The sequence below is a fragment of the Alicyclobacillus macrosporangiidus CPP55 genome, from assembly GCF_000702485.1.
Lineage (GTDB): Bacteria > Bacillota > Bacilli > Alicyclobacillales > Alicyclobacillaceae > Alicyclobacillus_H > Alicyclobacillus_H macrosporangiidus_B.
Genome location: NZ_JNIL01000001.1, coordinates 1,515,983 through 1,531,400, shown reverse-complemented (window position 1 = coordinate 1,531,400; position 15,418 = coordinate 1,515,983). Strand labels below are relative to the sequence as shown.

Below are 15,418 nucleotides of genomic sequence, written 5' to 3'. Positions count from 1 at the left end.
ATGTTCGACTTCACGGGGCAGCGCGTCCTGGTCACCGGGGCGTCCCAGGGGATCGGCGAGGCCATTGCCGCGGGCTTCGCCGCCCGCGGGGCGAAAGTGGCTCTCCTCTCACGGCGAGCGAGTGCGCTGGAGGCGGTCCGGGACAAATACGACGCCTTGCGCGACTCACTGATCCTGCCCGCGGATGTGCGGGACGAGGCCGCGGTGACGCGGGCGGTCGGCGAGATGGCCAGCGCCTGGGGCGGTGTGGACATCCTGGTGAACAACGCGGGCGGGAGCTTTCGGGCTCTTGCCAAAGACCTGAGCCCGAAAGGGTTCGCCGCCGTCATGAACATCAATCTCCTCGGCCCCTTCATCGTGTCCAAGGCGGTCTTCCCGCTGATGCAAGCGCAGGGAAGGGGGATTGTGATCAACATCGGCTCGGTGGCGGGGCGGGACAGCGCGCCGGGGATGGTCGCGTACGGTGCGAGCAAGGCCGGTCTCGTGAACATGACCCGCACGCTGGCTGCGGAGTGGGGCCGTACGGGATTCGGGTGAACACCGTGGCGCCGGGCCCCATCCTGACGGACGCGGCCAAGCAGGTGTTGTACCAAAACGACGAGCAGCGGATGGCGCAGGCCGGCCGCGCGCGTTCGGTCGGGCGGTTGGGCACGCCTGAGGACGTGGTGGCGGCGGTGTTGTATCTCGCCTCGCCTGCCGCTGAATTCATCAACGGAACAACCCTGTACGTGGACGGAGGTCCGAATCCACTCCATTCCCAAGAGGAGAGGTGATCGCCGTTGGGTCCTGTGAGGGTGACCCCGGAAGACTTGCGGGGCCTGTTTCATCCCCGGAGCATCGCCTTGGTGGGTGCCACGGACAATTCCCGATGGTCTATCTTCACGTTGAATAATCTGAAGGAACGGAAATTTCCAGGACCTATCTACTGCGTGAATCCCCATCGGGAGGTCGTTCACGGTCAGCGTGCCTTTCGCTCCCTGCTCGAGATCCCCGAGCCGGTCGATCTGGCATACGTGATGGTCCCTTCTCACGTGGTCCTGCAGGTGATGGAGGAGGCGAGCCAAAAAGGGATTCGGAATCTGGTGCTCTTGACCGCGGGCTTTCGCGAGACGGGGGAAGAGGGCGCGCGGCTGGAAGAGAAGGTTCTGGCGTTTGCGGCTGCGCACGGGCAGATTTTGCTGGGGCCCAACGGCAACGGCTTTGTCAACCTCGCCGCCGGTCTGACCCCGTACGGGCTGCCCATCCCGCCCGCTCTGTCCGCCGGGCCCGTCGGCATCGTGCTGCAGAGCGGCGCTTTGGCAAGTTCGGTCATGGCGTTGGCGCTCGCGCGCAACATCGGGGTCAGTCTGCTGGTGTCGATGGGGAATGAGACCATGATCAACGCCACGGACGTGGTGGATTACCTGATTGAGGACGACTCGACCCGCGTGATCGCCATGTTCCTGGAGACCATCCGGTCCCCGGAGGAATTCTCGCGCGTCGCGCGCAAGGCCCTGGATCGCGGCAAGCCCATGGTCGTGCTGAAAATCGGCAGAAGCATCCGCAGCGCGCAGACCGCCCTGGCGCACACGGGCGCATTGGTCGGCGACGATCGAGTCAACGATGCGGCGCTGCGCCAACTGGGTGTGATCCGGGTGCATTCTTTGGAAGACCTGATCACCACCGCAGGTCTGTTGGGCTATTGTCCTCCTTTGCCTGGCCGGCGCGTGGGGGTTGTGACACCGTCGGGGGGTGCCTGTGACATCCTCTCCGATCGCGCTGAGGACGAGGGCATGGAGCTGCCCGATTTCTCGGTTCGCACCGTGGCGCGGCTGAAGGACATTTTGCCCGCGTTCTCGACACCGCACAATCCGCTCGATGTCACCGGTTACGTGGTCGTCGATCAGACCCTGCTGCAACGGGCGTTGGAAGTCGTCGCGGAGGATCCGAACTTCGACTTTATCCTGTGTCTGACGGACCCGCCGCGGATTGCACCGGAGAATCCCGCGCTCGTCTACCAACAGTTCGCGCGTCTGAAGTCCATTGTGGACAACGCCGCGAAGCCTGTCGTGCTGATGAGCAATACCTCCATCGACATCAACGATTTCGGCCGGGCGGTGCTTCAGCAGGCGGGACTGCACTTCGTCGGAGGCATGGAACATGGCATGACCGCGTTGGGCCGGGCACTCTGGTGGTACGAACAACGGACGCGGCGCATGCGAGCGAGGATGGACGTGGGTGAGGAGGTGAGAGCAGGCAGCGGAGCCGCCGCGTACGGAGCCTGCACGGGTCCGCTGGGGGTCGCCATGGGTGCGTCGGGTATGGCGGGTGCCAGCACGGGCGTTGCGGGCGCATGGCCGGAGCACCGCGCGCGGGAGTTCCTGCGCGAACGCGGTGTACCGGTGATCCCTGGGCGCCTGGCCACCCAGGTGGAGGAGGCGGTGTCGGCCGCCCGAAGTCTGGGGTACCCGGTTGCGTTGAAGATTCAGTCCGCGGATATCGCGCACAAGAGCGACGTGGGCGGCGTGCGGTTGGACATCCGCTCCGACGAGCAGGTTCGGGAGGGTTATATCTCGATAATTGGGAATGTTCGAGAGAATGCGCCGGAGAGTCGTATGGACGGGATATTGGTGACTCCGATGCGATCGGGCGGGGTGGAGTTGTTGGTCGGCATCGTGCGCGATCCGCTGTGGGGACCGGTGTTGGCGGTCGGGCTGGGCGGCGTGTTCGTCGAGGTACTCCAGGATACGGCGCTGCGGGTGCTGCCGGTCGGCCAGGAGGACATCCGGGAGATGCTGGTGGAGCTGCGCTGCGCCGCCCTCCTGCAGGGAGCACGCGGTACGCTGCCTGCTGACCTGGACCGGGTCGCCGCGGTGATCCACCAGATCACCCGGGTGGCGCTGGAAGCCGGGGATCGTCTGCAGGCGCTGGAGATCAATCCGCTGTACGTTCGGGGTTCGCAGGTCGAAGCGTTGGACGCGCTCATCACCTGGAAATAGGGAGAGGAGGTCTCCGGGATGACCGGAAGAAGGCTCTTCTATGAAAGGGAGCTGACCGAATACCCCGTCGGGGGTCGAAGAATTTGGTTTTTGTTCATCGCCATTCTGGCGAATTTTGTGGCCAGCTACGAGGCGCAGATTTCCCCCGTGCTGCCGCTGTTGATGCGCGACCTGCACATGACCCTGGGCCAGTACGGCGAGATCGCGTCCATCTCCGTCGTTGCGTCGGCCGTCTCCGCAATGATCTTCGGGCCGTTGGCGGACCGGTACGGGCGCGTTCGATTCCTCGTGCCCAGCCTGTTCTTGACAGCGGCTTGCGTCTACGGGATGGTGTTGGTTCATTCGGTCACCGGACTCTTCATTGCGCGGATCATTCTGGCATTCATCGAAGGCGTCGCCATCGCATCGACGGCGGGCCAGGTGCGGGACTTCTCTCCCCGGACGGGGCGGGCCTTGGCGTTCGGATTCTGGACCTTTGGGCCGGTGGGATCGAACTTTTTCGCCAACGCGGTGGCCGGTGCGACCCTGCCCATCTTCCACACGTGGCAGTCACAATTCGTCATCGAAGGCAGTGTGGCGCTCGCGGCTTGCATCCTCATCCTGTTCACCATCCATGACCTCTCTCCGCAGCTGCGGGCGAAGGTCATCGACAGCGTGGAACAAGTCGACGCGGTGAACCGGCAGGTGCGCCGCGATGGGTTGGAGGAGCCGAAGATGAGGGAGATCCTGCGGGTACCGCACATCTGGACGTTAACCCTCGGGATCTCGCTGTTCCTGTTGACGTATCTGACCATCCAGTCGTTCGGGACGACGTTTCTTGTGCAGGCGTTCCATTACGACACGTCGCAGGCGGCCGCCATCGCCAAGTACTTCTGGCTGCTGAATCTGGCGACGCTGCTCATCGCCGGGTGGATTTCGGACCGGCTGCGCCTGCGGAAGATCGTCAGCTTTGTCGGCGCGGTGCTGTCCGTCCTCTACATGTTCTACTTCGTGTCGCTGGTCGGACAGACCATCCCGGAAGGGCAGATGATCCTGTACACGTCGCTGTTGGGTGGGTTGTTCGGCGTCGCCTACGGGCCGTGGTGCGCGCTGTTCTCGGAGAACGCGGAGGACATCAAGCCCTCGCTGCAGTCGGCCGCCTGGGGGCTGTTCGGCTTCGTCATTCGCGTGGCCGGCATCGCCGTGGCGCTCTGCCTGCCCGTGGTAGTCGCCATGGGCGGCTGGGGGGCGTGGCTGACGGTCTCCGCCGTGGGCGGATTGATCTACATCCCGCTGGTGTTCACGGCGAAAGGCCCCTGGTTCCGCTTCCAGCGACCGATGCTGCCCATGTCTGAATCCCAGGTTCCGAACGTGGAGGACTGAACTTCGGCTGCCCCTATCGGAAGCCGGTGGGGGCGTATGGTCTTCTTTTCAGGGATCCGACAGGCCCGCTTGTGCCTGCTGGCGAGCGGTCAGGACAACCATCTTGGCCTGGGCGGAAGCCTTGCGCTCGCCGCTGCGGCTGACGATCTCCGCTTCGACGTCCATCAACCGGCGGGTGACGCGCACGGGGCGTGCACGGATCTCCAACGTCTCCCCCACGTGGATGGGGGCGTGGAACTGGACAGTGAGTTGCCCTGTCATGCAGGTCAGGCCCTGGAAGTACGTGACGTATGCGCACGCCTCGTCGAGCAAGGCGCTGGTGATTCCGCCGTGTTGGATGCCGGGCCAGCCTTGGTGCGTGGGATCGCACTGATACGTGGCGTGGACCGCGCCTCCCTCTCCCTGCTCAAAATGCACGTGCAGGCCCTTTGGATTGTTGTCTCCGCAGACAAAACAGTAATGGGAGCCCATCCCGTCATCCCTCCCGGTCCGAATGTTTCACGGGGGTTGCCGAAGCAGAAGCTGGGGCGGCGATCTCCCGGACTTCCCCTGCCGCCACCCCAGCCTGGAACGCCTGGGCGATGACCGAGACCATCTGTTCCTCCGTGTGGCGGATGCGCGCCAGCTGCTCCTCGGTTAGCACCTGACGGCTGCCGCGCATCATGGCGTCCAGGTCGAAGGGCGCGGTGATGCGCAGACGGGTCAGGGCGATGACCTGCAGTCGATCGCGCAGGGGTACCGGCCGGCTCAAGATCTCCTGGGTCTGCTGCCGGCTGACGTCCATCATCCACTCGATGGCGGCGGTGAACAGGTTGGTCTTCGATCCGTAGGAATAGTAGACCATCGCCTTGGTCACCCCGGACGCGGCGGCTACCGCCTCCGTGGTGACGCCGTCAAACACCGCGTGGATCTGAACGCACGTCCCCGCCTCCCCTTGTCGCCGTGTCCCTTTGTTGTAAAGAAAATGATAGCACATGGGATGACACGTTCTGAATTAACTATCTGGTATGTATAATATGGGCCGCACCCCCGCCCGAGTGGTTTGTCGGTCGTGGGCGTTCACGGCCGTAGTGAACGAATTGTGTTTATCCGGCCGGACCCGCGGTCGAATAGCGACCGGTTTCTAGTTATGCGAAGGACTCCGGGTGCGAATAGCAACGGTTTTACATTTAGCTGGGCATTGTTCCGGGTCGTCAAGGACTCGACGGCCGCGATAAATAAGATGCGTCACCTTATCCTATCGGCTCGAGTTGAGTTAACATCAAGATGTTGTGTATCGTTCCGGTGCCATGAAGAGATAGCGTCGAGATTGAATTTATCACCTCGATGCACAGGCCTGGCGGATGCCACGGCGAACGGCGGGACGCAGATGAGCAGGGATCTTTGCCGGCATCCGCAAAGTTCACAGTGCGGGTACATGCGCCGCATGGTGTCAGAAGGAGGCGTGGTGGATGAAGCGGTTTTGGCTGCCCTTGGGCCTGTTCGCGATGGTGGTCATCGGCAGCTACGACATGCTGCGCGGGGCCGCGGCTCCTCTGATGCAGGCGGATTGGCGGCTCGGGTACGAACAGCTGGGGAGCGTGTTCTCCCTGGGCTCGCTCGGGTATTTGGCGGGCACCCTGATCAGCGGTTACGCCGTTCAGCGTCTGGGAGTGCGCGGGCTGGTGGTCCTGGGGGCGGTGGTGGTGATCATCGGAACTGGCGCGATCGCCCTGGCGCACGGTTTCTGGGCGGCCGCGGCCGGATTCGCCATCGTGGGTCTCGGGACCGGGGGACTGGAGATCGGGACGAACGCCGTGATCCCCGCCATCACCCCGTCGGCGGCGGGACAATCCCGTTACTTCAATTGGCTTCATGGGTTTTATGGGATCGGTGCGTGCGGGCTGCCGCTCGCCGCGGGCTGGGTGCTCCAGACCACACATGCCTGGCGCGCGGTCTACGGCGTGCTGGGGTGCGCGGTGCTGGCGATTCTGGCGCTGGCGGTGGCACGGGGCCGGACAGGTGCGGAATCGGCGGATGTGCGTATGCCGGACCGGGAGAAGGTGACGGATACGGGGCGCAGGCCCGTGACGGAGGCGGTGCGGGCTGCGGAGCCCGTACCGGGACGCGATCCAGGGACGGGACGCGAGCCGGGGACAGGACGCGATCCAGGGCTCGGGCGCCAGCCACGGTCGGGACATGGGCCCGGACCGGGATACCATCCGGCCGCCCGGACACCGTGGCGGGACAGCGTCCTGTGGGGGCTCATGTTGGCCATCGGTGTCTACGTGATGGCCGAGGTGGGCCTCGGCACGTGGCTCACGACGTATCTGGTGGAGGCGCGCGGCATCTCCCTCAGCCTGGCCTCCCTGTGCCTGTCGGGGTTCTTCTTCACGTTCACGGCCGGGCGCCTGGGCGCTCCCCTGTGGTTGCACCGGGTGGCCCCGCGGCGCGCCCTCCTCGGTGCCCTGGGGGTGTCGCTGCTGGCCCTGGGTATGGCTTGGCTGCCTGGGACCGGCACGATGGCCGGGGTGGTGCTGTGCGGGGTGATCTTGGCCGGGTTCGGGTTCTCCATTCTGTTCCCGACGCTCACAGCACTCGCGAGCCACACCTTTTCGGTGCAGGCTGGCCGGGTGATTGGGCTCATGTTCACCGCCGGGGCCATCGGGAGTATGTTGACCAACGCCGTGATCGGCGCGCTCGCGTCGCGCTGGGGCATCCAGGCGGGCTTCTCCCTGATCTGGGGGTTCCTGCTCGCCGTCCTGGTGATGGTGTGGTGGATGCCTGACGGGCACGGACAGAAAGCCGAGCGGGATGGCGAAATCATATCGGGATACCCCGTCGGCGGATCGGCGGAGTCGAGGAGGGATGCCTGTGAGGACGTTGCGAGGCTTTGAGGCCCTGGAGACGGCGGAGCAGTACGGTGTGCTGTTGTACGATCTCGTCGGCAAATGCGAGATGGAAGTGGAAGAGGCGCACCAACTGGTGCAAAACGGGCGCGACCCGTCCACCTTCGTCCTTCAACGATGGCCGGACTCGGACGAGGAGGCGGAGCAGCTGGTCCTCAAGGAGTACCAGCGGGCCCTCAAGGAGCGCCACTGGTCAGAGGCGAGCGTGTTCGATCTTTCCAACGCCATCAGCGGTGGCCTGCCGATTCACCTGGAGGCGGCGGAACTGGCCGCCGAACGGCTGGCGGACCGGGGAAAGCTGCAGTTTGTGAAATCCAGCGGCCAGTACGCCGTGTACGCGCTGCCCCGCACGGTGCGTTTCAGCGACGCCTTCCTGGATCAGCTGCGGGGCGAGGTCTGCGACGCGTGTGCCGCTCTGGACCTCGAAGGGGAGTTCCACGAGGCTTGTCTGATGAACCTCCTCGATTTTTTACGAGAGCATACGTTTGGCTTCGACGACATCGAGGAGGTACCCCCCGGACCGGGGCCTGGACGCGGCGGGCTGCGCCGGGGCGCCGGTGCCGGGGCCGAATGGCTGCGCAGGACAGCGGAGGCCGCGCGGCTGCGTTTCCGCGGCGTGATCCGGCCGCTGTCGTCGGCTCGATCCGCGGACGGGACCCGCTCGGTGCGGACGCCGGACGGCTTGAGCGGGCGGCCGGAAGCCGGGGCTTCGGGTGGCGTCGCGTCCGGCAGCGCAGCGGCACGGGGCGTATCCGGTGTGGACGCGGAGGTGCCGAAGGGGCCGGCTGCGCACGCGGGCGTCCAGGCGCAGGCGCCGGGTGAGGATGCCCTGGGGCGCTCAGCGGTCGATCACGCGGCCACACCGATATCCGGGCTGCAGGAGCAGGCCAGCGCCATGGCGGGGGATCGCCCGCAGGTGACGAAGCGGGAACTCATCCGGTATCTGCAGAACATCGAGATCCTCGACGAGAATGGCGAACTGGACCGGCTGCGGCAGGAGCGGGAAGAGCTGCTGCAGCGCATTGCCCAGCGGGATCAGCAGTTGGAGAAGATGCAGCGGGATCGATCCTACTTGATGAAGCAGTTCGAGGAGATGCAGCACGATATGGACGTGCTGGTGCAGGCGATGCAGATCGCTAAGCGGCGCGAACAGCGGCAGGCGCCGGTGGTCGAGGCGTCGTTCGACGAGACGGACGGATGAGTTTCGTGTGAATAGATAGATGGCGAGAGACGAACCCCTGGGGAGGACACCCGGGGGTTCGTCTTTGAGGGCGGACCTGAACTTCGTCACAGTGCATGCGGGGGCTCCGTCTACAGGGGGGAGTGGAAGGAGGTATATCCAATATGAAGCGGTGGATGGGTTGGATGAGTGTATTGAGCGTGATGGTCCTCGCGGCGTGCGGGCCACAACCGGCTGCGGGGCAGCCTGGTGCGGGGCACCCGGAGTCGAATCAGACCGCGGCCGCGGGAAGCGGAGCCGTCCAGGCCGGCGGGAACGGGCAGGGGGCCGGGAAAGCCGTGCCGGGGAACAGGACCGGGACCGCGGTGGGAGCGGGGACGGTGGGAGCAGGGACGGCCGCGGGAAGAGGGACGGCCGCGGGAAGAGGGACGGCGGCGGGATCGCGCCCGTCGACCCAGGTGCTCCGCTGGACGGCGGAGGGGAATCCGGAATCGGCCACGGCTCGGTTGTACCGCAGCGACAACCAGCAGTTCTCGATGTATGTGCTGCCGGAGTGCACGGCCAGCGCGGAGGAGCCGGGGCGGGATGTGGTGCTGTTCCAGCCGAATGCAAAGGTGTTCATGCGCGTGCAGCGCCACCCGGCGGGAACTACTGTGGACACGATCCGCAAGCAGGTGGAGGCGCAGTTGAAGGCCGTCGCGACGCCGCAGGTGGTGCGGGACGACGGATCGATCCCGTTTCTCTCCAAGGCCACTCACTATGTGGCGTACAACCAGACGGACACGATCGAGGCGGTCATCTTCCAGAGCGGCGGGGCCTGGTTCACAGCGACGGTCTACGCGCCGAGAGAATTTGAAGGCTACAGCCGCTTCTTCGCGATGATGGAGACCATCCAACCGGAGGAGGTCTAACGCTCCGGTGCGGCAGTGAGTGTGCTACACTTTTCTCCAGCGGCTCCGGCCAGTGGCATGCCTCTCCAAGGGGCTTTGCGGCCGGGTTTGCTTTCGATCGGACGGCGGCCTGCAGGGGGGTACGGTGCAGTGCCGCCCGATGGCTGGAGAGAGGTGAGCCGGAGTGACGGAGACGGAGTCCCTGGCCGCGCCGAGAGGGGCGCGGCGGGTATGGATGGCGGTGGTGCTTGGATCGCTGACGGCCCTGGCGCCGCTTTCGATGGATATGTACCTGCCGGCGCTGCCGGCCTTGGTGAATGACTTTCGGACGCAGCAGTCCTTGGTACAGCTGACGTTGACGGCGTGCCTCTTGGGGATGGCCCTGGGGCAGCTGGTGGGCGGTCCCATCAGCGACGCGCGGGGCAGGAGGCGGCCGCTGTTCATCGGCCTCGGCGTGTACGTGCTGGCGTCCGTTCTGTGCGCGGTGACGCCGTCCATCTGGGGGCTGCTCGCGCTGCGCTTTGTCCAGGGGCTCGCGGGGGCGACCGGGATTGTGATTGCCCGCGCGATCGCGCGCGATCACTACGCTGGACACCACCTGACACAGTTCTTCGCGATGCTGATGCTGGTCAACGGAGCGGCGCCCATCCTGGCGCCCATCGTCGGGGGCCAGCTACTGCGCGTAACGTCCTGGCGCGGGGTGTTCGTGGTGCTGGCGGTCCTGGGTACGTTGATGTGGCTGGGGGTGGCCCTGGGATTGCCGGAGAGCCTGCCGCCGGAGCGCCGATTGACCGGCGGGCTGAGGAAGACGGTGGGCGTGATGGGGAATCTCGTGGGCGATCGCGTCTTTATGGGCTTCGTCTTGGCGCAGAGCCTGGTGTACGCGGGGATGTTCGCGTATATCGGGGGATCGCCGTTCGTGCTGCAGAAGCTGTACGGGGTGTCACCGCAAGGCTTTAGCGCTGCGTTTGCGGTGAACAGCGTCGGGATCATTCTGGCGAGCCAGTTCGCGGCCCGGCAGGCGTCCCGCTTCGGGGAACGCCGGGTGCTGCTGGGCGGGCTGTCGATGGCGTCGGCGGGCGGCGTGCTGCTGTTCGCGGCGGTGGCGTCTCATGCGCCGCTGCTCTTGGTGCTGCCGCCGTTGTTTTTCTCGGTGGCCAGCGTGGGCATGGTGGGCACGACGAGCACGTCCTTGGCCCTGCAGAGCAAGGGTGAGTCGGCGGGGAGCGCATCGGCGATGATCGGCACGTGCCAGATGACCCTGGGATCGCTGGCGGCACCGCTGACGGGTCTGGGCGGTGCGTTGACGGCCCTGCCGATGGGTGTGGTCATTGCCCTGTGCGACGTGGGGGCGCTGGCGGTGTTTATGGGCTTGGCGCGAGCGCGGACTGCTGATGCGCCGGGGCACGTTCATGCGCGGTGATCTCCGTTGGGGTGCCGGGTGCGGAGGCGGCGGTGTGTGGCGAGGTGATGTGCGGGGGTGGTGTGCGGGGGTGGTGTGCGGGGGTATGGCGGTGTTGCGGCCGTGCTGGCAGCGGGATCGGAGGCACTGTGGTGTTCTGCATCGGGGAACTCCGTTCTGCCAGCCGCTTTAAGGTGGTGAATTTGCGCCATTCGCAGGCCGGCGTGGGAGATAAAATGGTGGTTTGACTTTACCGCGGGATCGACCGAGGAGGATAAGTGCACAGATTTACGTTATTGCGCTTCGGGGGCCCGGACCGCCGACCGCTTAACGTCAACACTGCAATGATTCAGTGTGCCGGCGAGACGATAAGGTGGAATGGTTTGTTATCCCACGGGGACGGTGCCACCTTAAGGTGGAAAGGGATCTTAAGCCTTGGAAGGGCGATTGGGAGTGAGGTCCCCATGGGGTGTGCGGGCTTCGATCGGGTGACGTTATGGCGGATGGAGGCGTACCGTGGATGGCCGTGGGGGCGATCGTCGGGTACTGTGCGCTCTGGAAAACCAGTCCGGCTGTGCGCGAACCCGGAGCGAAGCCGCAACGCCGGGGAGTTCGCGCAATGTGTGAAACCCCCGTGACACCTGGACGTGTTCGATATTTGCGGGTAGAATTTGGATGGCTTGAAGGTGCTGTTCGTATCGATCTCGGAGAGGTTCGCGCAAGTGCGCCGAAATTCCGCCTGGGGACTGGCCTGAAAAGGGAAGGGGTTGATCCGCGGCGCCAAGCCGCGGCTCCATTGAAGCCGTCCAACGCAAGAGAAGATCCTGCGCCTGCTCACGTTGATCCGCGGCGCCAAGCCGCGGCTCCATTGAAGCGTCACTGGTTACATCAAGACAAACGGTACTCTTGGTTGATCCGCGGCGCCAAGCCGCGGCTCCATTGAAGCATCATTTGGGCCACCGCTAACTGGTGCTGCAGGTCGTTGATCCGCGGCGCCAAGCCGCGGCTCCATTGAAGCGGGAGTGTTCGCGCCCATTCACAATACTGCTTCTCGTTGATCCGCGGCGCCAAGCCGCGGCTCCATTGAAGCTCCCCCAAGGCCACCGCCACGATCGCAGACACCGTCACACCCGTTGATCCGCGGCGCCAAGCCGCGGCTCCATTGAAGCCGATTGCGTCCTGGGGCGCTAACTCGCCGCCCTCGTCGTTGATCCGCGGGGCCAAGCCGCGACTCCATTGAACCGTCTTGGGTTCCCTAAGCAAAGGCGAATCGGAATAGGGTTGATCCGTGACGCCAAGCCGCGGCCTCATTGACGTCTGATGTCGCTCGCATTGGCTCCCATGCGTCTCTCCTTAACCCGCGGCCTCCAGCCGCGGCCCTGTAACTTCGCTTCCTCCCTCCTCCCTGACCCTACGGCGACCGATCCCCATGGCCCTTCCGCCCCGCTACGTCCTCCCCTCCTCCCTATCTTTCCCTCCTACTGTTCCTTCTCCTTCTCTCTCGTCCGCCCTCCCCTGCCTTCTCACCCCGCCACAGCCTGCCCCAGCGCGGCGATCGCCATCACCATGGCCAGGTACACGGCGCAGAATCGCAGGTTCCAGCGCATGATGACGGACGGGCGTTCGCCGCTGGCTGCGGCGGCGACGTTGAGCGTGGCCGTGAAGGGACTGACGACAAACGTGATCGCGCCGCCGCCGAGGAGGGCGACCGACAGCCAGATGGGGGACATGTGCAGCACCTGGGGGTGCAGGGCTGAACTGAGCAGCGTGATGGTGACAATCGGATGGAACCCGACCATGGAGAGGGCGACGGGGATGAGCGGGAGGATCGCGACGAAGAGGGCTGGGCCGATCGCGAGGGCAGCGTGGATGAGCAGTTGATCGATGTCGTTGATATAGGGGGAGTGCGACACGGACTGCACAAAGAAACCCGCAGCCGTAAAGACGGTGAACAGGTTCTGCAGGTTGGCCACTTGGCGGTGCTGTTGAACGAGGGCACGCAGAAACGCTCGCCCGCGCCGGATGAGAAGGCTCCACAGCAGCGCGAACGGGATGGGCACGACGCCGATGACCTGCAGCATGCCCCAGCCTGTCCACCGCTCCAGGCCGAGCATGGTGAGGATGAACAGCAGCACGGCCAGTGCGATGTGCCAGATGGGCCGGTCGGGCTCGATCGCGCTGCCAGACGAACCCTCACCCTTGGGCGCCGATTCGGGTGCCGATTCGGCAGCGGATGCGGGCAGGGATGCGGGCAGGGATGCGGGCAGGGATGCGGGCAGGGATGCGGGCAGGGATGCGGGCAGGGATGCGGGCAGGGATGCGGGGACGGGCCGGTTGCCGGCGGCACTTGTGTGGTCGGCCGCGGTAGCCTTCGCGGGACTGCCCCAGGCGGAGGTGGTCCCATCGGGTCTGACCCCTGCGCCGATCCCCTGGGCGGAGCGAGGGACAGGGGATAGCCACGTGCTCACGGCCACGCCGGCCAGGCTGGTGAGGAGCATCACCGGGAGGACCGTCAACCAGGAGACACCGGTCAGGTGCACGACGACGGCGACGACCGCGGCGACGGGGCTCCAGGACAAAGGGAGCGCGTAGCAGGTGACGATGCTCTCGAGGGCGAAACGGCGTGGTTCAGGCACGTACCCGCGAAGCAGGCCCATCACCGTGTGATACATCATCGGCACCGCGGCGATGTTCATGAGGCTGGCCATCAGATACGACAGGCCTCCGATGGTGGCGTAGAGGGGGCGCGGGCGAACGGATCGCCGGCTCAGAAGCCGCGCCACACGGGCATCGTAGCGGCCGAGCTGAATGGGCACGGCCAAGACGGGCACCACCGAGAACAGGGTCAACAGGCCGAGCATGCTGCCAAAGCCGTTCACGAGCGTGGCCGTGGACGTGTCCGAGGCGCGCGAGGCCGCGATGCCGGCGGCGATAAAGAGGACCGTCAGAATCTGTGAGATCCGAGCGGCGGCAGGAAACCCGGCCACCAAGCTGAGCAGAGCCAGAAGTGGCAGGGCTTGTCGCAATGGCTGCACCGGGGCGACGGTGGCGAGAATGGACGCCAGCACGGATGCGCTGAACAGCCACCCGCGCAGCGACCGCAGCCAGCCGGTACGCCCATGGTGACCTTGGGACATCCGTGGATCGCCTCCTTCGCCGCCTGTGGATGCGTCCATTGTACTGCAGAGACGCGTGAAGGTGGCTTGCTTCGCGTTGATAAATCAGCGACCATTCCGCCGGTCGGCGCGCCGGGTCGGGCTCACTCCAGATGTTCCAACCACCGCACGCAGACGGCGGCGACCTGTACCAATTCCTCTTTCAATTCCTCATACCGGTCGGCGGTTGGGTCCTGGTGGTACTCGTACAGGGCCTTGGCCACTTCGCCGAACTCCTCCGCCAACACCACCAAGCCGTGCTGATGCCCGTGCCATTCTGGATGCAGGTGGTCCTGTCGCTTGCGCTCCTCGTGGATTTTTTGGAAGGCTTCTTGGCGTGTCAACGGGATCGCGTCCTTTCCGGCGGAATCGCCCGCGCCTGGGTTCTGGTTCTGTCAGCCATTGTACCGCGTCCGGGGCCCGTGGGACAGTGAACTGAGTTTTCGGTATACTGAAGTCGTGCCGGAGCGAACGCCGGCGATCCAATCGCGACGCTGTCTCTTTGTTTCATTTTGAAACTCCTGTGTCAGTCGATGAGCGCTGCATTCCAGCCCCAGAAGGAGATGGTATCATGAGAGCCGTGGTGGTATCCCGATTGGGCGGACCGGATGTGTTGGAAGTGGTCGAGCAGCCGGTGCCAGAGCCCGGGCCTGGCGAGGTGCGGATCCGGGTGGCGGCGGCGAGCGTGAATTTTGCGGACGTGAAGGCGCGCTACGGGAAATATCATCACGCTGGGGAGCCGCCGTTCGTGCCGGGGATCGATCTCGCGGGCACCATCGACGCCGTCGGCGAAGGGGTGACCGGGCTGGCCGTTGGCCAGCGGGTGATGGCGTTCCCGAAGGGCGGTGCCTACAGCGAGTACGCGCTGGCGCCGGCGGCGCTGGCGTATCCCGTGCCGGACGGGGTGGACCTGGAGACCGCCGCGGCGCTGGCGACGGTCGGCGTGACGGCCTACGAGCTGTTGACGAAGGTGGCGCGGCTGCAACCGGGCGAGTCGGTCCTGGTGCACGCCGCCGCGGGCGGCGTCGGGACGGTGGCGCTGCAGCTGGCGAAGATCCTCGGCGCCGGGCAGGTCATCGGCACGGTGGGCAGCGACGGGAAGGCGGAGCACGCCCGCCGCTATGGGGCGGATGTGGTGATCAACTACTCGGCGGGCGGCTTCGCCGATACGGTGCTGGCGGCGACGGACGGGCGCGGCGCCGACGTGATCCTCGACGCAGTGGGAGGGCCGGCGTTTGCCGACAACCTGCGCTGCCTGGCGCGGTTCGGACGCCTGGCGGTGTACGGGAATGCCGGCGGCGCGTACGGGCAGGTGGACACCGCGGAGCTGCACAACACCTGTCGGTCGGTGCTGGGTTACAGCATGGGCACGACCCGCCGGTTCCGACCAGAGGCGCTGCGGGCTTCGGCGGAGCGGGTGTTGGAACTGGTGGCCACGGGGCGGCTGCAGGTGCCGGTGTGCGGACGGTATCCGCTGGAGCGGGCGGCAGAGGCGCACACCGTGATGGAGAACCGCGGGACGCTCGGGAAGGTGCTGCTGGTGATGGCGTAGGAGGGGCGATC

The 15,418-nt window shown here is 65.6% G+C and carries 11 protein-coding genes, 1 pseudogene and 1 CRISPR repeat array; of the genes and pseudogenes, 8 read left to right on the top strand and 4 right to left on the bottom strand.

Features of this window, described 5'->3' with window-relative positions:
• The 3 genes and pseudogenes from N687_RS20855 to N687_RS0107780 all read left to right on the top strand — a co-directional run bounded on the left by N687_RS20855 (position 1) and on the right by N687_RS0107780 (position 4,340).
• Positions 1-773: pseudogene (locus N687_RS20855) on the top strand (SDR family NAD(P)-dependent oxidoreductase).
• A gap of 15 nt (positions 774-788) precedes the next feature.
• Positions 789-2,978 carry an acetate--CoA ligase family protein gene (locus N687_RS0107785; protein ID WP_035462983.1) on the top strand — a complete coding sequence of 730 codons (2,190 nt, stop codon included), beginning with the start codon at positions 789-791 and terminating at the stop codon, positions 2,976-2,978.
• A gap of 18 nt (positions 2,979-2,996) precedes the next feature.
• Positions 2,997-4,340, top strand: coding sequence for an MFS transporter (locus N687_RS0107780; RefSeq protein WP_051663046.1), 1,344 nt, complete (start codon positions 2,997-2,999; stop codon positions 4,338-4,340).
• Positions 4,341-4,388: 48 nt separating this feature from the next.
• Here N687_RS0107780 and N687_RS0107775 read toward each other — a convergent pair whose 3' ends face one another.
• Complete coding sequence (locus N687_RS0107775) at positions 4,389-4,811, bottom strand: PaaI family thioesterase (RefSeq protein ID WP_029421319.1); 423 nt, start codon at positions 4,809-4,811, stop codon at positions 4,389-4,391.
• A gap of 4 nt (positions 4,812-4,815) precedes the next feature.
• Positions 4,816-5,316, bottom strand: a complete 501-nt coding sequence (locus tag N687_RS0107770) for a TetR/AcrR family transcriptional regulator (RefSeq protein WP_081841234.1) — start codon at positions 5,314-5,316, stop codon at positions 4,816-4,818.
• A 475-nt stretch (positions 5,317-5,791) separates the two neighbouring features.
• On the opposite strand from N687_RS0107770, the gene N687_RS22065 reads away from it, so the two are divergent.
• The 4 genes from N687_RS22065 (at position 5,792) to N687_RS0107750 (ending at position 10,721) form a co-directional block, all read left to right on the top strand.
• Positions 5,792-7,216 (top strand): MFS transporter, encoded by a 1,425-nt coding sequence (locus N687_RS22065; RefSeq protein ID WP_051663044.1) that lies wholly within the window; start codon positions 5,792-5,794, stop codon positions 7,214-7,216.
• Entirely contained in the window at positions 7,194-8,429 is a 1,236-nt protein-coding gene (locus N687_RS22060; protein WP_051663043.1) for a hypothetical protein, read from the top strand. The genes N687_RS22065 and N687_RS22060 overlap by 23 nt, the downstream gene beginning before the upstream one ends.
• 143 nt (positions 8,430-8,572) lie before the next feature.
• A complete protein-coding gene (locus tag N687_RS22055; protein ID WP_029421315.1) occupies positions 8,573-9,319 on the top strand; it encodes a hypothetical protein in 747 nt (248 codons plus the stop codon).
• A 214-nt stretch (positions 9,320-9,533) separates the two neighbouring features.
• Positions 9,534-10,721: a multidrug effflux MFS transporter gene (locus N687_RS0107750; protein WP_081841665.1), complete on the top strand. Its 1,188-nt coding sequence runs from the start codon at positions 9,534-9,536 to the stop codon at positions 10,719-10,721.
• Between the two features lie 745 nt (positions 10,722-11,466).
• A CRISPR array of direct repeats spans positions 11,467-12,017; the repeat unit is 37 nt; unit sequence GTTGATCCGCGGCGCCAAGCCGCGGCTCCATTGAAGC.
• Between the two features lie 206 nt (positions 12,018-12,223).
• On the opposite strand, the gene N687_RS23810 is transcribed toward N687_RS0107750, so the two are convergent.
• Together N687_RS23810 and N687_RS20845 are read right to left on the bottom strand one after the other, a co-directional pair.
• Positions 12,224-13,837: a hypothetical protein gene (locus N687_RS23810; protein ID WP_029421313.1), complete on the bottom strand. Its 1,614-nt coding sequence runs from the start codon at positions 13,835-13,837 to the stop codon at positions 12,224-12,226.
• 122 nt (positions 13,838-13,959) lie between these two features.
• The gene (locus N687_RS20845; protein ID WP_035462102.1) at positions 13,960-14,199 is read right to left on the bottom strand and encodes a hypothetical protein; all 240 of its coding nucleotides are present in this window, start codon (positions 14,197-14,199) and stop codon (positions 13,960-13,962) included.
• A 227-nt stretch (positions 14,200-14,426) separates the two neighbouring features.
• On the opposite strand from N687_RS20845, the gene N687_RS0107735 reads away from it, so the two are divergent.
• Positions 14,427-15,407 (top strand): quinone oxidoreductase family protein, encoded by a 981-nt coding sequence (locus tag N687_RS0107735; RefSeq protein WP_029421312.1) that lies wholly within the window; start codon positions 14,427-14,429, stop codon positions 15,405-15,407.
• Positions 15,408-15,418 lie beyond the last annotated feature (11 nt).